Below are 19,805 nucleotides of genomic sequence, written 5' to 3' on the forward strand. Positions count from 1 at the left end.
GCTCCGTCAGGCAGGAAGGCTTATTCGACCACGCGGGGGACCAGGTAGAGGCCCTGTTCCACCGCCGGGGCGCAGCGCTGGAAGCGGTCGCGCTGGTCGCTCTCGGTCACCTCGTCGGCGCGCAGCCGCTGGGTGGCGTCGAGGGGATGGGCCAGGGGGGCAACGCCCTCGGTGTCCAGCGCCTGGAGCTGGTCCACCATCTCCAGAATGCGGCCGAGGTCGTCCAGGTAGTGGGCGGCGTCCTCGTCGCTCAGGCCGAGCCGGGCGAGGTGCGCGGCCCTGAGCACGTCAGCGTGTTCAAGCGCCATGGTTCGGATGTCCTCGAAGGGAAAACAGGCCGCAAAAGGTACCACATACCGCGACCCGCGGGCAGGCCCGTGAGACGCGGGTCTCGCGGGCGCCGCGCTTGCTGCGCAGGGGCCGCGGTGATACCGTTTGCGTCCGCACAGGGTTCCCGGACTGCACTAGGTAACGACTTCCATGTTCAAACGCTTGAGGGGGCTGTTCTCCAGCGATCTGTCGATCGACCTGGGAACCGCCAATACGCTGATTTATGTGCGCGGTCGTGGCATCGTGCTCGATGAGCCGTCGGTTGTGGCCATCCGCCAGTCCGGCAACATGCGCAGCGTGGCCGCGGTTGGCTCCGATGCCAAGCGCATGCTGGGCCGCACGCCCGGCAACATCACTGCCATCCGCCCGATGAAGGACGGGGTCATCGCCGACTTCACCGTCACCGAGCAGATGCTCCAGCACTTCATCCGCAAGGTCCACCAGAGCACCTTCCTCACCCCGAGCCCGCGGGTGCTGGTCTGCGTGCCCTGCATGTCGACCCAGGTGGAGCGCCGCGCCATCAAGGAGTCCGCCGAGGGCGCCGGCGCCCGCGAGGTGTTCCTGATCGAGGAGCCCATGGCGGCCGCCATCGGCGCCGGCCTGCCGGTGGAGGAGGCTCAGGGCTCCATGGTGGTGGACATCGGCGGCGGCACCAGCGAGATCGCCATCATCTCTCTCAACGGCATCGTCTACTCCGAGTCGATCCGCGTCGGCGGCGACCGCTTCGACGAGGCGATCATCGCCTACGTGCGCCGCCACTACGGTAGCCTGATCGGCGAGGCCACCGCCGAGCGCATCAAGGAAGAGATCGGCTGTGCCTATCCCGGCGGCGAGCTGCGCGAGATCGACGTGCGCGGCCGCAACCTGGCAGAGGGGATCCCGCGCAGCTTCACGCTCAACTCCCACGAGATCCTCGATGCCCTGCAGGAGACCCTGGCCTCCATCGTCACCGCGGTGAAGAACGCCCTGGAGCAGTCCCCGCCGGAGCTCGCCTCGGACATCGCCGAGCGCGGCCTGGTGCTGACCGGTGGCGGGGCGCTGCTGCGCGACCTGGACAAGCTGATCGCCGAGGAGACCGGCCTGCCGGTGATCGTCGCCGAGGATCCGCTGACCTGCGTGGCCCGCGGCGGCGGCAAGGCCCTGGAGATGATCGACCAGCACACCTTCGAGCTGCTCTCCAGCGACTGACCCGGGGCTGACTTTAGGGGAAAACGCCTATCAAGCCGCTGTTCTCCGACGGATCGCTGCCCGGCTACCGCCTCCTCCTGTGCGTGCTGGTGGCGTCGGCGCTGATGTTCGCCGATACCCGCCTCACGCGCATGGAGGAGGTGCGCGCCCAGCTCTCCACCCTGGTGGCCCCCGTCCAGTGGGCGGTGAGCCTGCCCAGCGGTATCCTCACCTGGGGGTCGCTGGCGCTCTCCGACCAGCGCGCCCTGCTGGAGGAGAACCGCCGGTTGCGCGAGCAGATCCTGACCCTCTCCCACCGCGTGCAGCACATGGCCAGCCTCACCGCCGAGAACGTGCGCCTGCGCGAGCTGCTCTCCGCGGCCCAGCGGCACGACATGCCCTTCATCACCGCCGAGCTGCTCTCCCTGGACCCGGACCCCTTCGCCCACCAGATGGTGATCGATCGGGGGCGGCGCAACGGCGTCTACGTGGGCCAGCCGGTGATGGATGCCTCTGGCCTGGTGGGGCAGGTGACGGCGGTCTCCGCCTACTCCAGCCGGGTGCTGATGGTGGCCGATGCCAGCCATGCGCTGCCGGTGCAGGTGAACCGCAACGGGCTGCGCTTCATCCTCCAGGGCAGCGGCCGCTACGAGGCGCTCACGGTGCTGCACGTGCCCGACACCGCCGATATCCGCGAGGACGACCTGCTGGTCACCTCGGGGCTGGCGGGGCGCTTCCCGCCGGGCTACCCGGTGGCCAGGGTGGCCGAGGTGGTCCATGATCCGGGTCAGCCCTTCGCCCGGGTCACCGCCACGCCGGTGGCCCAGCTGCAGCGCTCCCGCCACTTCCTGCTGCTCTTTCCGCCGCCCGCCCCGGGGGTCGACGACGAGGTCTGGGAACTCGAGCTCTCCGCCGAGGCGATGGAGGCCGCGCGGGCGGTGATCGGCCTCGACGCCGATCAGGAGGCACGCTGATGGCCACTCCCTCTTCCGCCCACCTGGCCCTGCCGTGGATCTGGCTCTCGCTGCTGCTGGCGCTCTGCCTGCAGGTGATGCCGCTGGCGGACGGCTGGCAGATCTGGCGTCCCGACTGGCTGGGCCTGATGCTGATCTACTGGTGCATGAAAACGCCGAGCCGGGTGGGCGTCTTCCACGGCTTTGCGCTCGGTATCCTGCTCGACCTGATCGAGGGGGCCACCCTCGGGCAGAACGCCCTGATCCTGTCGCTGCTGGCCTTCCTCTGCGCGCTGGTCTATCCGCGTTTCCGGGCCTATTCCCTGGTCCAGCAGGCGGTGCTGATCTTCGTGCTGCTCGGCACCGTGCAGCTGGCCGAACAGTGGCTGCGCACCCTGCTCGGCCCCTTCTCCATCCATCTGGCCTTCCTGCTGCCCTCGCTGATCGGCGCCGTGCTGTGGCCCTGGCTCGCCACCCTCTTCGAGGCCCTGGGCCGGCGCCTGGCCCGCGACTGATCCGGAGCCCCGCATGTCCGATCCCCGTCAGCTCCTCTCCGATACCGCCCGCCCCGGGCTCTGCCTGGCCAGTGCCTCGCCGCGGCGCCGCGAGCTGCTCGCCTCCATCGGCGTGTCGGTGGCGGTGCGGCCGGTGGATATCGACGAGACTCCGCGCCCCGGCGAGGGGGCGGTCGACTACGTGACCCGGCTGGCCCGGGAGAAGGCCCTGGCCGGGGCCCGGCTCACGACGCTGCCGACCCTGGGCTCCGATACCGCCGTGGTCTGCGATGGCGAGATCCTCGGCAAGCCGGAGGGGCCCGAGCATGCCGCCGCCATGCTGCGTCGCCTTGCCGGCCGGACCCACGAGGTGCTCACCGCGGTGGCGGTGAGCGGGCCCGCCGGCGTGCTCGAGGCCTGTGTCGCCACCCGGGTCAGCATGCGCGCGATCGGCGAGGCGGAGATCGCCGCCTACTGGGCCAGTGGCGAGCCCGCCGACAAGGCCGGCGGCTACGCCATCCAGGGGCTGGCGGCGGTCTTCGTCGAGCGCACCGAGGGCAGCCACTCGGCGGTGGTGGGGCTGCCGCTTTACGAGACCGCCGAGCTGCTGCGCCGCCAGGGGGTGGCGCTGTGGGGCGGGACCTTCGGTTGACCCCTTGCCGGTCATCAACGCCTTGGGCGTATGACACTATGTCATAATGGACGCAAAGCATTCTGGATAAGGACTTCCGCATGAGCGGCGAAGTACTGATCAATCTGACGCCGATGGAGACCCGCGTCGCCGTGGTGGAGAACGGCGTGCTGCAGGAAGCCTTCATCGAGCGCAGCCGCCGGCGCGGTATCGTCGGCAATATCTACAAGGGCAAGGTGGTCCGGGTGCTGCCCGGCATGCAGGCGGCGTTCGTCGATATCGGCCTCGACCGCGCCGCCTTCATCCACGCCCATGAGGTGATGCCCCCCGGCACCCCGGCCGAGGAGCAGCTCTCCATCGGCCACCTGCTCCACGAGGGGCAGGCGCTGGTGGTGCAGGTCACCAAGGACCCCATCGGCTCCAAGGGGGCCCGGCTCACCACCCACCTATCGGTGCCGTCGCGCTACCTGGTCTACATGCCGGATGCCCCCCATCATGGGGTCTCCCAGCGCATCGAGGACGAGCGGGAGCGGGAGCGGCTGCGCGGGCTGATCGAGGAGGCCCAGGCCCAGCAGGGCCAGGAGGTGGTCGGCGGCTTCATCGTGCGCACCGCCGCCGAGGGTGTCGGCCTCGAGGAGCTCGCCACCGACATGCACTTCCTGCTGAGGCTGTGGCGCAAGGTGAGCGAGCGCAAGGTGACCGCCGGGGCCCCCAGCGTCATCTACGACGACCTGCCGCTGTTCATGCGCATCCTGCGCGACGTGATGCGCGACGACATCGAGAAGGTGCGCATCGACTCCCGCGAGAACCACGTCAAGCTGATCGAGTTTGCCGAGGAGTTCATGCCCGATGCGGTGGAGCGCATCGAGCACTATGCCGGCGAGCGGCCGATCTTCGACCTGTTCAGCGTCGAGGACGAGATCCAGAAGGCCCTGGGCCGCAAGGTGCAGCTCAAGTCCGGCGGCTACCTGGTGATCGATCCCACCGAGGCGATGACCACCATCGACGTCAACACCGGCGGCTATGTGGGGCACCGCAACCTCGAGGAGACCATCTTCAAGACCAACCTCGAGGCCGCCACCGCCATTGCCCGCCAGCTGCGCCTGCGCAACCTCGGCGGCATCATCATCATCGATTTCATCGACATGGAGGACCCGGAGCACCAGCGACAGGTGCTGCGCATGCTCGAGAAGTCGCTGGAGCGCGACCACGCCAAGACCAAGTGCACCGGCGTCACCGAGCTGGGCCTCGTCCAGCTGACCCGCAAGCGCACCCGCGAGAGCCTGGAACAGACCCTCTGCGAGGCCTGTCCCACCTGTGGGGGGCGCGGCACCCTCAAGACCCCGGAAACGGTCTGCTACGAGATCTTCCGCGAGATCCTGCGCGAAGAGCGCGCCTACAGCGCCGAGACCTACATGGTGCTGGCGGCCCAGGCCGTGGTGGACCGCCTGCTCGACGAGGAGTCCGCGGCGGTGGCCGACCTGGAGGAGTTCATCGGCAAGCCGATCCGCTTCCAGGTGGAGACCCACTACTCCCAGGAGCAGTACGACATCGTGCTGATGTGAGCCCATGTCTCCGATTCGCCTGGTGACGCGCTGGAGCCTGACGCTGGTGGCGCTGCTGCTGGCGTCGCTGGCGCTGCTGCTGCTGGCGCTGCGCCTGGCGCTGGCGCTGGCCGACGGGCTCACGCCGCATCTCGAGGCGCTGCTCTCGGCTCGCTTCGGCGCCGAGGTGCGCATCGCCGAGCTGGACACCCGCCTCGCCGGCCTCGACCCGGCGCTCTCCCTCGACGCCCTGAGCATCCGCACCCACGAGCGCGCGGTGCCGCTGCTGGAGGTGGAGAGCGGGCGACTGCGCCTGGACAGCCTGGCCTCCCTGCGCGCCGGGGTGCCGGTGGTGGAGGATGCGAGGCTCTCCGGGGTGACCCTGCACCTCTACCAGACCCCCGAGGGCGGCTGGCACTGGCCCGACCCCGCCGAACTGCCCCCCGAACTCCAGCCCCGCGGCGAGCTCGACCTGGAGCGCCTCGACTTCTGGGTCGGGGTGTTGCTGCGCCAGCGCGCCTGGGTCGAGGACCTGCGCCTGGTGCTGCATGGACGCGAACGGCGCGTGGTGCTCGAGGCGCCGCGGCTGCTGATGACCGGCGATGACCGACGCGCTCACCTCGAGGGCGAGGTGCGTCTCGAGGGGGACCCCGAGGCCGCCATGCAGGCCGCCCTGGAGGTGCTGCCCGGCCCCTCGGGCTTTCGCGACTTCAGCGCCGCCCTGCAGGCCGACATGCGGCTCGACAGCCTGATCAGCCTGGTGGAGGTACTGGGCCGCAACGAGCCGCTGCGCCTCGACGAGTCCAGCGGCCGGGCGCGGCTGTGGGGCCGCTGGCACCGCGGGGAGCTGGCCGATGCGCGGCTGGACCTGGGCATTGCCCGCCTGGCGGTGAGCCACGCCGATGGCAACGGCGAACGCCACGCCATCGAGCTGACCGAGGTGGAGGGGCGTGGTCAGTGGCTGCGCCGCGACGGCGGCTGGGAGGCCTGGTTCGAGGGCGATGCGGTGAGCCCCGAGCCGGCGGAACCCGACGATCTCGAGGCGCCCTGGGGGCCGGCGCTGCCGCACCGCTGGCAGCTCGCCGGCGATGGCGACGGCTGGTGGCTGGACACCAGCGGCTTCGACCTGGGGTCGCTGGCCGCCTGGCGTCACCGGGTGCCGCTGCCGGAGGCCCTGGCCCGGGTGGTGGACACCCTGGACCCCCGCGGACAGGTCAACGGCTTCCGCCTCGGCCATCGGGAGGGCCAGTGGCTGGCCCGCGCCGCGCTGAGCGGGGTGGAGGTCTCGCCCTGGGAGCAGGCCCCCGGCGGTGGCCCCCTGGACATGTGGGTCGAGGCCCGCGACCTGGCCGGCCGGGTGCGCTTCGCGGGCGGGCCGGGGGCCAGCCTGCACTTCCCCGCGCTGTTCCATGGACCGATGGCGCTGGAGCATGCCGCCGGCGAGGTGCTGTGGACCTATGACGGCCCGCGCAGCCTGGTCAGCGGCCGCGAACTGCGGGTGGGCTGGAACGGTGCCGAGGTGGAAGGCGGCTTCGGCCTCGCCGTGGGCGGCGGGCAGCGGGGCGGCTTTGGCCTCTCGCTGGGGTTCCGGGAGGTGGACGCCGTGGAGACGCCGCTGTCGGAGTGGCTGCCGGTGGGCATCCTCGGGGAAGAGCTGCGGACCTGGCTGGACGGCGTGGCCGGCCGGGTGCCCGAGGGCTCGCTGCGCCTGCATGTCCCCCTGGCCGGCGGTGCCGAGCGCATCGACCCCAGCTTCGGGCTGGAGCTCGCCATCGAGCAGGGGCGGCTGGCCTTCGATCCGGCCTGGCCGCCCCTCACCGACGTCGAGGGGCGGCTCTCTCTGCAGGACACCACCCTGGAGGCGAGCCTCGAACGGGCCGAGAGCCTGGGGGTAGCGGCCCGCAACGGCCGGGTGCGCCTGATCGACGAGCGCCTCGAGGTGGAGGGCGAGCTTGCCGCCTCGGCGCAGGCGCTGCGTCGCTACCTGCTGGCCATGCCGGTGGAGGGCATCGAGGCCGTCGACGACTGGCAGGCCGAGGGGGAGGCGGAGGGCCACCTGCGCCTGGCGCTGCCGCTGGGGCAGCCCGACGAGCCGAGCGGGCTCGAGCTCGATATCGAGACCGAGGTCGCCTTCCCACGGCTGGAATTCCGTCCGCTCGAGCTTACGTTCAGTGATCTCTCGGGTCCCCTGAGCTGGCGTCAGCGGGGCGAGGAGGGGGGCCTTGAGGGGCGCATCGAGGGACGGCTGCTGGGCGGTCCGGTGCGCGCCGACGTCGATACCCCCGGCGGCGGCCTGGGGCTCTCCGGCACCGCCGAGGCCCGGGCCCTGGCGCGCTGGGCAGGAGTGGCGGGCATCGATGACCTGGCGTCCGGCCGCTTCGCCTGGCAGGGGCGGCTGGCGATCGGCGAGAACCGGCTGCACCTGGGGCTCGACAGCGGCCTGGAGGGGCTCGGCATCGACCTGCCGGCGCCGCTCGGCAAGGGGAGCGGCGAGCGGCGCCCGCTGCGGCTCGACATGGACCTGACCGAGGGGCGCCTCGAGGGTCGCCTGGGTGATGAGGTGGCGCTGCGCTGGCGGGCCCTGCCCGGTGACGGTCCCGGCCAGGGCCAGGTCTGGGTGGGGCGGGCACCGACCGCGGGCTGGCCCGAGGGGGAGGGGTGGCGGGTCGACGCCTACCAGCCGCGCCTCGACCCGGCGCGCTGGGCCGAGGCGCTGGGCGGGCTCGGCGGCCTGGCCGGTGGCGGGGGAGCGACGGCCCTGCGCGAGCTGCGCCTGGCCACCGACTGCCTGGAGAGCGACGGCCGCTGCATCGGTTCGCTGGCGGCGGAGGGACGGCCCCAGGCGGGAGGCGGCTGGCGCGTGGCGCTGGAGGGCAGCCTGCTGGCGGGTCAGCTCGACTACCGCCCGAACCTTCCCCAGCCCCTGGACATCAGCCTGATGCGCCTCTCCCTGGATGGCCTGACCCCGGAGCCCGAGGCCATGGGGTCGCTGTTCGACGAGATCGCCACCCCGCCCGAGCCCGCGCCTTTCCCCGACTGGGTGGGGGAGCTGCCCGATGGCCGCCTGCGCATCGCCGACATCGAGCGCGGCGGTCAGCGGCTGGGCCCCTTCACGGCGCGCTGGCAGGCTACTCCGGAGCGCCTCACCGTCGCCCCGCTGGGCCTGACCCTGGGGCAGATCAGCGCCCGGGGCGAATTGGTCTGGGAGGCCGCCGGGGCCGCCGACACCCTGACCCGGGCGCGGCTCGATCTGGACGGCCGCGACCTGGGCACGGCCATGGAGCGGCTGGGTCAGGACGCGGTGATCCGCAGCGGCGAGACCCGCGTGCAGAGCCAGCTGGCCTGGCCCGGGGCGCCCTGGCAGTTCGCCCTGGAGCGCTCCCGGGGCAGCGTCGAGGTGGAGCTGCGCGACGGGCGCTTCGTCAACGTCGCCTCGACCTCCGCTCGCCTGGTCGGGCTGCTCAACGTCGACAACCTGGTCCGCCGGCTGCGCCTGGACTTCTCCGACGTGACCGGGCAGGGCACCGCCTTCGACCGTGTCAGCGGAGCGGCGACCCTGTATGGTGGCATACTGGAGACCCGGGGCCCGGTGACGGTCGACGGCCCGGCCACCCGCTTTACCCTCGAGGGGCGCGTCGACCTGGCGCGGCGGGAACTGGATCAGCGTCTGGGGGTCACGGTACCCATCAGCCGCAATCTGCCGCTGGCCGCGGTGCTGGCCGGGGCGCCGGTGGTGGGGGGCGCCCTGTTCATCGCCGACCGCCTGTTCGGTGACGCCCTCGACCGCGTGACCCGAATTCATTATCGCGTGCGGGGTCCCTGGACCGCGCCGCAGATCTCAGTGGAAAGTGCCGAATGACTGCTACCCGACGTTCCCTGCTCGACGAAGCCGAAGCCTTCCTGCTCACCCCAGGGGGACTGACCCTCGATGATCTGGACCTCGGCCTCGGCCATGCCCTGGGGCCGGGGATCGACTACGCCGACCTCTACTTCCAGCGCAGCTGGCACGAAGGCTGGGTGCTCGAGGACGGCGAGGTGAAGGAGGCGAGCTACAACATCGACGGCGGCGTCGGCGTACGCTCCCTTTCCGGCGAGAAGACCGGTTTCGCCTACTCCAACCAGATCACCGCCGACGCCCTGGCCGAGACCGGCCGCACCGCCTCCGGCATCGTGCGCAGCGGCTCGCGCCTGGCGCTGGCGCCGAGGGTGGTGGTGCAGAGCGACGCCCGCTACGGCGGCGTCGACCCCCTCACCGGCCTCTCCGCCGAGGAGAAGATCGCCCTGCTCAAGGAGGCGGACCGGGTGGCGCGGGCCGCGGACCCGGCGGTGAGCCAGGTCAGCGCGTCCCTCACCGGCGTCCATGAGGTGGTGCTGGTGCGTGCCAGCGATGGCACCCTGGCGGCGGACATCCGCCCCCTGGTGCGCCTCAACGTCAGCGTGATCGTGGTGCGCAACGGCCGCCGCGAGCGCGGTAGTGCCGGGGGCGGCGGCCGCTACCCCATGGCCCGGCTGCGCGACGAGGGGGTGGCCGAGCGCTTTGCCCGGGAGGCGGTACACCAGGCGCTGGTCAACCTGGAGGCCATCGACGCCCCGGCCGGCCAGCTGCCGGTGGTGCTGGGGCCGGGCTGGCCCGGCATCCTGCTCCATGAGGCGGTGGGCCACGGCCTGGAGGGCGACTTCAACCGCAAGGGCAGCTCCGCCTTCGCCGGGCGGATGGGCCAGCGGGTCGCGGCCCGGGGGGTGACCGTGGTCGACGACGCCACCCTGGTCGACCGCCGCGGCTCCATGACCATCGACGACGAGGGCACCCCGGGTCAGTGCACGACGCTGATCGAGGACGGCATCCTCACCGGCTACATGCAGGACAAGCTCAACGCCCGGCTGATGGGCATGGCGCCCACCGGCAACGCCCGACGCGAGTCCTTCGCCCACCTGCCGATGCCGCGCATGACCAACACCGTCATGCTGGCCGGCCAGGACGACCCTGCGGATATCCTGAAGAGCGTCAAGCGTGGCCTCTATGCGGTGAGCTTCGGCGGCGGCCAGGTGGACATCACCTCGGGCAAGTTCGTCTTCTCGGCAAGCGAAGCTTACCTGGTGGAAGACGGCAGGATCACCGCGCCGGTGAAGGGGGCGACCCTGATCGGCAACGGCCCCGAAGCCATGGGGCGGGTCTCGATGATCGGCCACGACATGGAGCTGGATACCGGCATCGGCGTGTGCGGCAAGGAGGGCCAGGGGGTGCCCGTCGGAGTGGGCCAGCCCACCCTGAAGCTTGACGAGCTGACGGTGGGCGGCACGGCGTCCTGAGTGAACGTGCCTGCGCTCGCCCATACGGCGTTGGCGTTCGGCGAGCCATGCTCATTTAGGGCCCCTAAACTCCGCTGGCTCGCCGAACGCCGCCTTGTCTGGCCTTCGCTCGGCGACGTTCCGCGAGGGGGGCTTAAAGCCCCGCGGTATCGCGGATCAGCTTGAAGAGCTTGCGGGCGCTGGCGGGGGGCTTGCCCCTCTCGCGCTCGCGCTGGGCGTTGCGGATCAGCTGGCGCAGCGCCTGGCGATCGACCTCGGGGAAGTCGGTGATGAAGGCTTCGACGGCGGCGTCGCCCTCGTCGAGCAGGCGGTCCCGCCAGGCCTCCAGGCGATGGAAGGCGTGGTCGCGGCGCAGCTTCTCCTGCTCGATCTCGTCGTAGACGGCCTTGATCGCCTCGAGGTTCTCGCGGCGCATGACCTTGCCCACGTACTGCATGTGGCGCCGGCGCCCCTCGTGGGAGCGCACGCGCGAGGTCTCCTCCACGGCGGCCAGCATGTCGTCGGAGAGGGGGAAGCGGGCGCGCTCGGCGGGGGTCATGGCGATGATCGCCTCGCCCAGCGCCTGCAGGGCATGCATCTCCCGCTTGAGCTGGGACTTGCTGGGGCGTTCGTCTTCGTCGGGCTGCTGCTGGATCAGCTGGTCGAGCAGTTCGAGGGGGGAATCCTGGGACATGCCGCATCCATGGTTGGGCTTGAGAATAGCCACAGTATACCAGCCCGCGGCGGCGGGCTTGAGCGCAACATCACGAAGAGTTGGCCCGCAGGGCCGGCAGACGAGGAGAGACCCATGACACAGGCATTCGATGCCGCCGCCCAGCAGGCCCTGCTGGAGACCCGCGCCCAGATGGCCCTGGAGCTGGCCCGTCGGCTCGGCGCCGACGCCTGCGAGGTGGGCGCCAGCGTCGACCAGGGCGTCGGCGTAAGCGTGCGTGAGGGCGAGGTGGAGACGGTGGAGCTCTCCCGCGATCAGGGCATCGCGGTGACGGTCTACGTGGGCAAGCGCAAGGGCAGTGCCTCCTCCACCGACGCCGGGGAGGCGTCGATCCGTGCGGTGGTGGAGAAGGCCCTGGCCATCGCTCGCCACACCGGCGAGGACCCCGCATCGGGGCTGGCCGATGCCGAGCTGATGGCGCGTGAGCTGCCCGACCTCGACGTCCACCACCCCTGGGCACTCTCCACCGAGGAGGCCATCGAGCTGGCACTGGCCTGCGAGTCCGCCGGCCGTCGCCGCCCGGGCATCATGAGCTCCGACGGCGCCTCGCTCTCCAGCGGCGAGGGCGTGCGGGTCTATGCCAACAGCCACGGCTTCCTGGGCAGCCAGCGCGGCAGCCGCCACTCGCTCTCCTGCATGCTGATCGCCCAGGACGAGAGCGGGATGCAGCGCGACTACGACTACACCAGTGCCCGCCATCCTCGCGACCTGCTGGCGCCCGAGCGGGTAGGCGAGAGCGCCGCCGAGCGCACCCTGCGTCGCCTGGGCGCCGGTCGCCCGGCGACGGGGCGAATGCCGGTGCTGTTCGATCCCACCCTGGCGTCGGGCCTGGTCGGCTCGCTGATGGGGGCCATCGCCGGCGGGGCCCTCTATCGCCAGGCCTCCTTCCTCTGCGACCGCCTCGGCGATGCGCTCTTCCCGGAGTGGTTCAGCCTTCAGGAGCGCCCCATGGAAATGGGCGCCATGGCCAGTTCGCCCTTCGACGGCGACGGCGTGCAGACCCGCGACAACGTCTTCATCGAGCAGGGGCGCCTGGCCAGCTACATGCTCTCCGCCTACAGCGCCCGGCGGCTGGGGATGCAGACCACCGGCAACGCCGGGGGCGCGCGCAACCTGCGCATCGAGGCGCCGCTGGCCTCGCGCGAGGAGCTGCTCTCGCGCATGGGGCGCGGGGTGCTGGTCACCGAGCTGATGGGGCAGGGGGTCAACGCCGTGACCGGGGACTACTCCCGCGGGGCGGCAGGCTTCTGGGTGGAGAACGGCGAGATCCAGCACCCGGTGGAGGAGTTCACCATCGCCGGCAACCTGGAGGCGATGTTCAAGGGCCTGGCCGGCATCGGCAGCGATACCGACACCCGCGGCAGCATCCATACCGGCAGCTGGCTGATCGACGAGATGACCGTGGCGGGTAGTTGAGGGTCACTCATCCTCGTCGAAGCGGGCCTCGAACAGCGCCTCGATGGCGTCGAGGGCCGCCTCGGCGTCCTCGCCCTCGGCGGTCACCGTGAGCTCGGTGCCACAAGGAGCGGCGAGCATCAGCAGCGACATGATGTTGGCGGCGTCGCCGCGCATGGGCCCGTTGGCCACGCTGATGGAGGCGGCGAAAGGCTGGCAGCACTGCACCAGCTTGGTGGCGGCGCGCGCATGCAGGCCGCGCTTGTTGCTCAGGGTCAGCTTGCGTTGCGGCACGCTCAACTTCCTTGATGAGGAGTGACGTCGGTCGCCGGGTCCGGCAACGGGAGCAGGGTGTCATGGATGCCCAGCTCGCGATGGCGGAGCCGGACCAGGGGGTGGGAGGCGGCCAGGCTCGCGGCCAGGCGCTCCGCCAGGTAGACCGAGCGGTGCTGGCCGCCGGTGCAGCCGATGGCCACCGTGAGGTAGCTGCGGTGGCTGGCCAGGTAGGCGGGCAGCCAGCGCTCCACCCAGGCCTGGATATCGGCGCGCATTGCCTCCACCAGGGGGTAGGTCTCGAGGAACTCGATGACCGGCGCGTCGCGGCCGGTGCTGGCGCGCAGCTGCGGGTCCCAGTAGGGGTTGGGCAGGCAGCGCGCATCGAACACCAGGTCGGCGTCCAGCGGCACGCCGCGCTTGAAGCCGAAGGACTCGAAGGTGAGGGTGAGCTGGTCGGGCTGGTGGAGTGCCACCTGGTCGGCGATACGGCGCCTCAGTTCGTGGACCGATAGCCGTGAGGTATCGATGACCAGGTCGGCCAGGTCGCGGATCTCGGCGAGGGCCAGCTCCTCGGAATCGATCGCCTCGGCCAGGGTCATCTGGCTGTCCCGCGTCAGCGGATGGCGGCGTCGGGTGGCGGAGTAGCGCTCGAGCAGGATGCGCGCATCGGCGGTGAGGTAGATCACCTGGCAGGCGATGCCGCGGGCCTGGAGCGCCTGCAGCTGGGCGGGAAAGCTCTGCAGGGCCTGCGGCAGGTTGCGGGCGTCGATGCTGACGGCGATGGAGGAGCGTGGCGACTCCGAACTACCCAGCTCATCGACCAGCGAGCCGAGCAGCATGGCCGGGAGGTTGTCGATGGCGTAGTAGCCGAGATCCTCCAGGGCCTGCAGCGCGATCGACTTGCCCGAGCCGGAGCGGCCGCTGATGATCACGAGCTGCATGGGGGATCTCCTGGTCGTCAATCTGGCCGGGTGCCCGTGGGCGCTATCCCTGCCGTCGAATCGCCTCGATGAGCCGTTCGTGGAGCTCGCGCTGGCTTTCGCTGCGGCGCAGCCCGCTGCGGGTGTCGGCGTCGTTCATCACCCCGGCCACCTGGGCCAGCAAGGCGAGGTGGGCGTCATCGGCCTCCTCGGGGACCAGCAGCACGAACACCAGGTCGACGGGTTCGCCGTCGATGGCGTCGAAGTCCACCGGCTCGGCCAGCTTCAGGAAGCCGGCGATGGGGGCCTTGCAGTGGGGGCTTCTGGCGTGGGGGATGGCCACCCCGTTGCCGATGCCGGTGCTGCCCAGGCGTTCGCGCCCGATCAGCCGGCTGAACACCTCCTGGCTGTCGAGGCTCGGCGTATTCTGGGCGATGAAGGTGCTGAAGAACTCCAGCACCCGTTTCTTGCTGCCCCCGGGCACGCCGAACAGGGTGCGCTCCGGGGGCAGGATGGCTTCCAGTGACATGATGGGCTCAACGAGCGCCGGCGCCCTGGGCGCGGGCCTGGGCCTTCTCCTTGTGCTTGACCAGCTGGCGATCCAGCTTGTCGGCCAGAGCGTCGATGGCGGCGTACATGTCAGCGTCCTGGGCTTCGGCATGCAGGTCGGCGCCGGCGGCATGCAGGGTGCAGGCGGCGTGCTGGCGCTCCTTCTCCACGGACAGGGTCACCTGCACGTTGGTGATGTTGTCGTAGTGGCGCTCCACGCGAGCCAGCTTTTCGTCCACATAGCCACGCAGGGCATCGGTCAGTTCCACATGATGGCCGGTGATATTGACTTGCATGACACGCTCCTTGCTCGTTGGTTGTGGGTCGATTGTAACCCTTTTTCCTGCCTTGCATACCCCCCGGCCTGCCGCCGCCGCGGCGGGCCTGATGCAGGTCAGCGAAGCGTCTGCCGGCGGCGGTTCGCTAATGACTCCCCAGGCGTCACGGAGCATGCTGGGGGGTAGGCCTACCGCAGCCGCTTGCGCTCGCTGGAGGAGGGGATGCTCATGGCCTCGCGGGTGACTGTGGTGAGCGCGACGGCCCGCCTGGGCTACCTCAGCCGCTTGCGTTCGCTGGAGGAGGGGATGCCCATGGCCTCGCGGTACTTGGCGACCGTCCGCCTGGCCACCTGGATGCCGGCCTCCTCGAGCAGGGTCACCAGCTTGCTGTCGGAGAGCGGCTTGCGCGGCGGCTCCTCCTGGATCAGCTTGCGGATCCGTGCGCGGATCGCGGTGCTGGAGTGGGCGTCGCCCTCGCCGTTGCCGCCCACCTGGCTGGAGAAGAAGAACTTCAGCTCGAACACCCCCCGGGGAGTGTGGATGTATTTCTGGGTGGTGACCCGGGAGATGGTCGATTCGTGCATCTCCACGGCCTGGGCGATGTCGGCCAGGATCAGCGGCTTCATCGCCTCCTCGCCCTGCTCCAGGAAGTCGAGCTGGCGGGCCATGATCTCGCGGCCCACCCGCAACAGGGTGTCGTTGCGGCTGGAGAGGCTCTTCATCAGCCAGCGCGCCTCCTGCAGGTGGTCCTTGAGGAACTGGTTGTCCTGGCTCTTGTCGGCGCGGCGGATCAGCGCCGCGTAGTCGGGCTGGATGCGCAGCCGGGGCAGCGCCTCCTGGTTGAGCTCCACGTGCCAGCCGCGGCTGTCCTGGCGTGCCACCAGGTCGGGGATCACGTAGTCGTTCTCGAGGCTGGAGTAAGCGCTTCCGGGGCGCGGGTCCAGGGAGCGGACCAGGGCGATGGCCGTTTCCAGGGCGTCGTCGTCGAGGCCGAGGCGGCGCTTGAGCAGGCGACGGTCGTCGCCGGCCAGGGCCTCGAGGAACTGGCGCACCAGGCGGCGCGCCTGGGGCAGCAACGGGGTGTCGTCGGGCAGGGCGGCGAGCTGCAGCATCAGGCACTCGCGCAGGTCCCGGGCGAAGACGCCGGTGGGCTCGAACTGCTGCAGGCGCAGCAGCACCTGCTCCACCTCGGCGCTGCGCAGCCCGCCGAGCCCCTGGGACTTGAGGCCGTCGCGGATCTCGTCGAGGGATTGCGCCAGGTAGCCCGCGCTGTCCACGGCATCGATCAGGCTCTCGGCGATCTGCTGCTCGCGGGGGTCGAGGTCGGTCATCGCCAGCTGCCAGGCCAGGTGGCCCTGCAGGCTCTGTGCGCTCGCCTCGCGCTCGAAATCGGGGCCCTCGCCGCCGGCCGGCGCCCCCAGGTCCTGGTAGGTGTCCGACCAGTCGCTGTCGGTGCTGAGCTCGTCGGGAATCTCGCTGGCCCAGTCGTCCTCGGGGGCCTCGCTCACCGCCTGCTCGCCGAAGCCCTCGTCGAGCTCCAGCATGGGATTTGACTCCAGGGCCTGCTGGATCTCCTGGCGCAGGTCGAGGGTGGAGAGCTGCAGCAGGGCAATCGCCTGCTGCAACTGGGGCGTCATGGTCAGCTGCGTGCCGACGCGGAGCTGAAGGGAGGCTTTCATGGCCATCGTGATCGTCTGCCCTCTTGTGCCGGGAAGTGGCCGGAAGGCCTCACCCTAGCGCGGGCGACGCGGGCATGCAAGCGCTTGTTAAGCAACTTCTGTGCCACCCGCAATCGGTATGCCGTCATCTAATAACGACAGGCATATCAGGGGATTGTGGTCAGAGCCGGAAGTCCTCGCCCAGGTAGACCTCGCGCACCCGCTGGTTGGCGAGGATCGCCTCGGCGTTGCCCTCGGCGATGATCTTGCCGTCACCGACGATGTAGGCGGTGTCGCAGATATCCAGGGTCTCGCGCACGTTGTGGTCGGTGATCAGCACGCCGATGCCGCGGGCCTTGAGCTGGCGGATGACCCCCTTGATCTCGCCCACCGAAATGGGGTCGACGCCGGCGAAGGGCTCGTCGAGCAGGATGAAGGCGGGCTCCGTGGCCAGGGCCCGGGCGATCTCCACCCGCCGTCGCTCGCCGCCGGAGAGGCTCATGCCGAGGTTGTCGCGGATATGGGTCACGTGAAACTCCTCGAGCAGCTGCTCGAGGCGGGCGCGGCGCCCCTCACGGTCGAGATCCTTGCGGGTCTCGAGGATCGCCATGATGTTGTCGGCCACCGACAGCTTGCGGAAGATCGACGCCTCCTGGGGCAGGTAGCCGATGCCGGCCCGGGCGCGCTGGTGCATGGCGGCCCGGGACAGGTCCAGGCCGTCGATGGCCACCTCGCCGGCGTCGGCGCGCACCAGTCCCACGATCATGTAGAAGGAGGTGGTCTTGCCGGCGCCGTTGGGGCCGAGCAGGCCGACGATGCTGCCCTGGCGGATGGCCAGGCTGATGTCCTGGACAACGCGGCGACGCTTGTAGCTCTTGGCCAGGTGGCGGGCATGGAGGGTCTTCATGGGCGGCCTTACTGCTCGGGCTGTAGGGTCATGCGGATGCGCTGGCGTCCTTCGACACCCTCGCCCTCGCTGCGGGCCTGGACCACGCGGCGGTCGAGGAAGTACTCCAGATAGCCGCCGTCGAAGGTATCGCCGCCCTGGTGCAGCTCGGCGCGGTCGATCAGCTCCATACGCCGCTCGGCCACGTGGTAGATGATGGTGCGGCCCCACCCGCGCACCATGGGCTCTGAGGGGTCGGGCTGCTGCTCCAGATAGGCGCGCTCGCCGGTGGCGATGGCGCGGGAGAGCTGGCCCTGGGCGTTGCGCTGGATCTCCACCCGATCGCCGGTCAGGCGCATGCTGCCCTGGCGGATATCCACCTCGCCGGTATAGACCGCGGTGCCGGCGCGGTCGTCCAGATCGAGCCGGTCGGCCTCCACCTCGATGGGGGCCTCGGCATCGCGGCCCTGGGCCAGGGTCGGCGCGGCGACCAGCGGCAGCAGCAGGCAGAGCAGCAGGGCGGAGGTTCGCTTCATGGCTGGGGGTCCTCTCGGGTCTCGGGCGGATGGTGGCCGCGCACATTGTCGGTCAGTCGGGCGCGGTTGTCATGGAGCCAGGCGTCGAAGCGCTCGCCGCTCATGCGCTGGGGGGGCTGCTGGAGCAGGGCCGGGGTGTCGCTCCAGGCGTGACCGCTCTCGGCGTCGTAGTGGAGCACCTCGGTGTCGAGCTGCCAGCGCTCCTCGGGGGCGTGGAGCCTGGCGCTGCCGGAGAGGGTGAGCGGGTTGCCGCCGGGACCCAGCACGCCGCTGTCGGCCTCGGCCAGCCATATCCGGCCGGCGTTGTCGTAGAGTCGGGCGTCGGGAGTCTCGAGGCGGGTGACGTCGTCGTGGGGCGTGTGCACCAGGCGTGGCGTCTCGATGCGCTGATGGGCGCGCCCCTCGCCGTCGAAGCGGGTCAGTCGTGCCCCCTCCAGGTAGAAGTCCGGCTCGCCGGCTTCGTCCCGGGGGACCGCGCCGGGCTCCCTGACGCTGCGCGAGTCGAGCAGCACCAGCATGCCACCCAGCGCCACCAGCAGCAGGAAGAGCCAGACCCGAAACGACGGCCGCGGCAGGGCCATGGGCTCAGCCGGCCCCGTGCAGGTAGGTGTCGATCACGGCGTCCCAGTGGCCCTGGGCCTTGAGCAGGGTGTCGGCGATCTCGCGGGCGGCGCCCTGGCCGCCGCCCTTCACGGTGACCCAGTCGGCGTGCTTCTGGATGTACTCCGGGGCGTTCGGCACGCTGATGCCCACGCCGGCGCGGCGAATGGCGCCCACGTCTGGCATGTCGTCGCCGCAGTAGGCGACCTGGTCGAATTCGAGGCCTAGGCGGGCGCAGAGGTCGCGCAGCACCGGCAGCTTCTTCTCCACCCCCTGGAAGACGTGTGGGATGCCCAGCGCCGCAGCGCGGCGGCTCACCGTCGGGGAGTCGCGGCCGGTGATCAGCGCCACCTCGATGCCGGCACGCTTGAGCAGCTTGAGGCCGTGGCCATCCTGCACATTGAACGCCTTGATCTCGATGCCGTCGGCCTGGAAGTAGAGCTGACCGTCGGTGAGCACGCCATCGACGTCCAGGGCCAGCAGGCGGATGCGGCGCAGGCGGTCCACCAGGCGGGGGTCTTGCAGCGGGAGGGTGTGGGGCATGGGAGCTCCGGTTCGGGGGGTGAGGGTCAGATCACGCCGCTGGCGAGCAGGTCGTGCATGTGCAGGGCGCCGACCGGCCGGTCGTCGTCGTCGACCACCGCCAGGGCGGAGATGCGGTGGTCCTCCATCAGCTTCACCGCCTCGGCGGCCAGCATCTCCGGTGCCACTCGCTTGCCGGGTCGGGTCATCACCGCGTCGACGGTCAGGCCGGAGAGGTCGCTGTGCTGGTCCAGGGTGCGTCGCAGGTCGCCGTCGGTGTAGACCCCGGCCAGCCGGCCCTGCTCGTCCACCACGCAGGTGAAGCCGAGCCCCTGGCGGGTGATCTCCAGCAGGGCGTCGCGCAGCGGGCTGCCCAGCGGCACGATGGGCAACCGGGGACCGTCGTGCATCAGGTCGGCCACGCGCAGCAGCAGCCGCTTGCCGAGGCTGCCGCCGGGGTGGGAGAGGGCGAACTCCTCGGCGGTGAAGCCGCGAGACTCCAGCAGCGCCACCGCCAGGGCATCGCCCAGCGCCAGGGCGGCGGTGGTGGAGGCGGTGGGCGCCAGGTCCAGCGGGCAGGCCTCGCGTTCCACGCCGGCGTCGAGGTGGGCCTCGGCGTGGCGGGCCAGGGTCGAGGCGGGGCGGCCGGTCATGCTGACCAGGGGCACGCCCATGCGCTTGAGCAGCGGCAGCAGGGCGGTCACCTCGGCGGTCTCGCCGGAGTTGGAGAGCGCCAGCACCACGTCCCCCGGGGTGATCATGCCGAGGTCCCCGTGGCTGGCCTCGCCGGGGTGCACGAAGAAGGCCGGGGTGCCGGTACTGGCCAGGGTAGCGGCTATCTTGCCGGCGATATGGCCGGACTTGCCCATGCCGGTGACCACCACCCGGCCGCGGCAGGCGAGAATCAGCTGGCAGGCGCGGTCGAAGTCGGCGTCGAGGCGGGCGATGAGCGCGCCGATGGCCTGCTGCTCGAGGCGCAGGGTGCGCCGGGCGCTGTCGCGCAGCGACGAGGCGTGCGGAGCCTGGGGAGTCTGTTGGGTCATG

At 70.9% G+C, this 19,805-nt stretch carries 20 protein-coding genes; 8 read left to right on the forward strand and 12 right to left on the reverse strand.

Features of this window, described 5'->3' with window-relative positions; translation table 11 throughout:
• Positions 1–20: 20 nt before the first annotated feature.
• The gene (gene gatC / locus HIR79_RS07625) at positions 21–308 is read right to left on the reverse strand and encodes an Asp-tRNA(Asn)/Glu-tRNA(Gln) amidotransferase subunit GatC (protein WP_110068164.1); all 288 of its coding nucleotides are present in this window, start codon (positions 306–308) and stop codon (positions 21–23) included.
• 172 nt (positions 309–480) lie between these two features.
• On the opposite strand from gatC, the gene HIR79_RS07630 reads away from it, so the two are divergent.
• From HIR79_RS07630 to tldD, 7 genes are all read left to right on the forward strand, one after another.
• The gene (locus HIR79_RS07630; RefSeq protein WP_102588540.1) at positions 481–1,518 is read left to right on the forward strand and encodes a rod shape-determining protein; all 1,038 of its coding nucleotides are present in this window, start codon (positions 481–483) and stop codon (positions 1,516–1,518) included.
• A gap of 104 nt (positions 1,519–1,622) precedes the next feature.
• Positions 1,623–2,471: a rod shape-determining protein MreC gene (mreC, locus tag HIR79_RS07635; protein WP_249322282.1), complete on the forward strand. Its 849-nt coding sequence runs from the start codon at positions 1,623–1,625 to the stop codon at positions 2,469–2,471.
• Positions 2,471–2,965: a rod shape-determining protein MreD gene (mreD, locus tag HIR79_RS07640; protein ID WP_110068162.1), complete on the forward strand. Its 495-nt coding sequence runs from the start codon at positions 2,471–2,473 to the stop codon at positions 2,963–2,965. Before mreC ends, mreD begins: the two co-directional genes overlap by 1 nt.
• A 13-nt stretch (positions 2,966–2,978) precedes the next feature.
• On the forward strand, positions 2,979–3,596 hold the full coding sequence (locus HIR79_RS07645) for a Maf family protein (protein ID WP_169957872.1): 618 nt from the start codon (positions 2,979–2,981) through the stop codon (positions 3,594–3,596).
• A gap of 80 nt (positions 3,597–3,676) precedes the next feature.
• Positions 3,677–5,140 carry a ribonuclease G gene (gene rng / locus HIR79_RS07650; RefSeq protein ID WP_169957873.1) on the forward strand — a complete coding sequence of 488 codons (1,464 nt, stop codon included), beginning with the start codon at positions 3,677–3,679 and terminating at the stop codon, positions 5,138–5,140.
• Positions 5,141–5,144: 4 nt separating this feature from the next.
• Positions 5,145–8,978, forward strand: coding sequence for a YhdP family protein (locus tag HIR79_RS07655; RefSeq protein WP_169957874.1), 3,834 nt, complete (start codon positions 5,145–5,147; stop codon positions 8,976–8,978).
• On the forward strand, positions 8,975–10,429 hold the full coding sequence (gene tldD / locus HIR79_RS07660) for a metalloprotease TldD (protein WP_169957875.1): 1,455 nt from the start codon (positions 8,975–8,977) through the stop codon (positions 10,427–10,429). The genes HIR79_RS07655 and tldD overlap by 4 nt, the downstream gene beginning before the upstream one ends.
• Before the next feature lie 133 nt (positions 10,430–10,562).
• On the opposite strand, the gene yjgA is transcribed toward tldD, so the two are convergent.
• Complete coding sequence (yjgA, locus tag HIR79_RS07665) at positions 10,563–11,102, reverse strand: ribosome biogenesis factor YjgA (protein ID WP_110068157.1); 540 nt, start codon at positions 11,100–11,102, stop codon at positions 10,563–10,565.
• A gap of 114 nt (positions 11,103–11,216) precedes the next feature.
• Between yjgA and pmbA the strand changes: the two genes are divergently transcribed.
• Entirely contained in the window at positions 11,217–12,557 is a 1,341-nt protein-coding gene (gene pmbA / locus HIR79_RS07670) for a metalloprotease PmbA (protein ID WP_169957876.1), read from the forward strand.
• A 3-nt stretch (positions 12,558–12,560) separates the two neighbouring features.
• Here the strand turns inward: pmbA and HIR79_RS07675 are convergent, their stop codons facing one another.
• The 10 genes from HIR79_RS07675 to HIR79_RS07720 all read right to left on the reverse strand — a co-directional run bounded on the left by HIR79_RS07675 (position 12,561) and on the right by HIR79_RS07720 (position 19,804).
• On the reverse strand, positions 12,561–12,830 hold the full coding sequence (locus HIR79_RS07675) for an HPr family phosphocarrier protein (RefSeq protein WP_110068155.1): 270 nt from the start codon (positions 12,828–12,830) through the stop codon (positions 12,561–12,563).
• A gap of 2 nt (positions 12,831–12,832) precedes the next feature.
• On the reverse strand, positions 12,833–13,753 hold the full coding sequence (rapZ, locus tag HIR79_RS07680; protein ID WP_169957877.1) for an RNase adapter RapZ: 921 nt from the start codon (positions 13,751–13,753) through the stop codon (positions 12,833–12,835).
• A gap of 43 nt (positions 13,754–13,796) precedes the next feature.
• Positions 13,797–14,261 (reverse strand): PTS IIA-like nitrogen regulatory protein PtsN, encoded by a 465-nt coding sequence (gene ptsN, locus HIR79_RS07685; protein ID WP_119020785.1) that lies wholly within the window; start codon positions 14,259–14,261, stop codon positions 13,797–13,799.
• Between the two features lie 7 nt (positions 14,262–14,268).
• Complete coding sequence (hpf, locus tag HIR79_RS07690; protein WP_169957878.1) at positions 14,269–14,577, reverse strand: ribosome hibernation-promoting factor, HPF/YfiA family; 309 nt, start codon at positions 14,575–14,577, stop codon at positions 14,269–14,271.
• A 254-nt stretch (positions 14,578–14,831) separates the two neighbouring features.
• Positions 14,832–16,244, reverse strand: coding sequence for an RNA polymerase factor sigma-54 (locus HIR79_RS07695; protein WP_169957879.1), 1,413 nt, complete (start codon positions 16,242–16,244; stop codon positions 14,832–14,834).
• Between the two features lie 154 nt (positions 16,245–16,398).
• Positions 16,399–17,124 (reverse strand): LPS export ABC transporter ATP-binding protein, encoded by a 726-nt coding sequence (gene lptB, locus HIR79_RS07700; RefSeq protein WP_169957880.1) that lies wholly within the window; start codon positions 17,122–17,124, stop codon positions 16,399–16,401.
• An 8-nt stretch (positions 17,125–17,132) separates the two neighbouring features.
• Positions 17,133–17,639 carry a lipopolysaccharide transport periplasmic protein LptA gene (lptA, locus tag HIR79_RS07705; protein ID WP_110068149.1) on the reverse strand — a complete coding sequence of 169 codons (507 nt, stop codon included), beginning with the start codon at positions 17,637–17,639 and terminating at the stop codon, positions 17,133–17,135.
• Positions 17,636–18,220: an LPS export ABC transporter periplasmic protein LptC gene (gene lptC, locus HIR79_RS07710; protein ID WP_169957881.1), complete on the reverse strand. Its 585-nt coding sequence runs from the start codon at positions 18,218–18,220 to the stop codon at positions 17,636–17,638. The genes lptA and lptC overlap by 4 nt, the downstream gene beginning before the upstream one ends.
• A 4-nt stretch (positions 18,221–18,224) precedes the next feature.
• Positions 18,225–18,782: a KdsC family phosphatase gene (locus tag HIR79_RS07715; protein ID WP_110068147.1), complete on the reverse strand. Its 558-nt coding sequence runs from the start codon at positions 18,780–18,782 to the stop codon at positions 18,225–18,227.
• Between the two features lie 26 nt (positions 18,783–18,808).
• Positions 18,809–19,804 carry a KpsF/GutQ family sugar-phosphate isomerase gene (locus HIR79_RS07720; protein ID WP_169957882.1) on the reverse strand — a complete coding sequence of 332 codons (996 nt, stop codon included), beginning with the start codon at positions 19,802–19,804 and terminating at the stop codon, positions 18,809–18,811.
• Position 19,805: the final 1 nt, after the last annotated feature.

Source organism: Halomonas sp. PGE1 (assembly GCF_013000985.1).
GTDB lineage: Bacteria > Pseudomonadota > Gammaproteobacteria > Pseudomonadales > Halomonadaceae > Halomonas > Halomonas alkalicola.

What these genes read in the sequence shown, in the direction of transcription:
- gatC (WP_110068164.1), bottom strand. Translation starts at nt 308, where the DNA reads ATGGCGCTTGAACACGCTGACGTGCTCAGGGCCGCGCACCTCGCCCGG.
- HIR79_RS07630 (WP_102588540.1), top strand. Translation starts at nt 481, where the DNA reads ATGTTCAAACGCTTGAGGGGGCTGTTCTCCAGCGATCTGTCGATCGAC.
- mreC (WP_249322282.1), top strand. Translation starts at nt 1,623, where the DNA reads ATGTTCGCCGATACCCGCCTCACGCGCATGGAGGAGGTGCGCGCCCAG.
- mreD (WP_110068162.1), top strand. Translation starts at nt 2,471, where the DNA reads ATGGCCACTCCCTCTTCCGCCCACCTGGCCCTGCCGTGGATCTGGCTC.
- HIR79_RS07645 (WP_169957872.1), top strand. Translation starts at nt 2,979, where the DNA reads ATGTCCGATCCCCGTCAGCTCCTCTCCGATACCGCCCGCCCCGGGCTC.
- rng (WP_169957873.1), top strand. Translation starts at nt 3,677, where the DNA reads ATGAGCGGCGAAGTACTGATCAATCTGACGCCGATGGAGACCCGCGTC.
- HIR79_RS07655 (WP_169957874.1), top strand. Translation starts at nt 5,145, where the DNA reads ATGTCTCCGATTCGCCTGGTGACGCGCTGGAGCCTGACGCTGGTGGCG.
- tldD (WP_169957875.1), top strand. Translation starts at nt 8,975, where the DNA reads ATGACTGCTACCCGACGTTCCCTGCTCGACGAAGCCGAAGCCTTCCTG.
- yjgA (WP_110068157.1), bottom strand. Translation starts at nt 11,102, where the DNA reads ATGTCCCAGGATTCCCCCCTCGAACTGCTCGACCAGCTGATCCAGCAG.
- pmbA (WP_169957876.1), top strand. Translation starts at nt 11,217, where the DNA reads ATGACACAGGCATTCGATGCCGCCGCCCAGCAGGCCCTGCTGGAGACC.
- rapZ (WP_169957877.1), bottom strand. Translation starts at nt 13,753, where the DNA reads ATGCAGCTCGTGATCATCAGCGGCCGCTCCGGCTCGGGCAAGTCGATC.
- ptsN (WP_119020785.1), bottom strand. Translation starts at nt 14,261, where the DNA reads ATGTCACTGGAAGCCATCCTGCCCCCGGAGCGCACCCTGTTCGGCGTG.
- hpf (WP_169957878.1), bottom strand. Translation starts at nt 14,577, where the DNA reads ATGCAAGTCAATATCACCGGCCATCATGTGGAACTGACCGATGCCCTG.
- HIR79_RS07695 (WP_169957879.1), bottom strand. Translation starts at nt 16,244, where the DNA reads ATGGCCATGAAAGCCTCCCTTCAGCTCCGCGTCGGCACGCAGCTGACC.
- lptB (WP_169957880.1), bottom strand. Translation starts at nt 17,124, where the DNA reads ATGAAGACCCTCCATGCCCGCCACCTGGCCAAGAGCTACAAGCGTCGC.
- lptA (WP_110068149.1), bottom strand. Translation starts at nt 17,639, where the DNA reads ATGAAGCGAACCTCCGCCCTGCTGCTCTGCCTGCTGCTGCCGCTGGTC.
- lptC (WP_169957881.1), bottom strand. Translation starts at nt 18,220, where the DNA reads ATGGCCCTGCCGCGGCCGTCGTTTCGGGTCTGGCTCTTCCTGCTGCTG.
- HIR79_RS07715 (WP_110068147.1), bottom strand. Translation starts at nt 18,782, where the DNA reads ATGCCCCACACCCTCCCGCTGCAAGACCCCCGCCTGGTGGACCGCCTG.
- HIR79_RS07720 (WP_169957882.1), bottom strand. Translation starts at nt 19,804, where the DNA reads ATGACCCAACAGACTCCCCAGGCTCCGCACGCCTCGTCGCTGCGCGAC.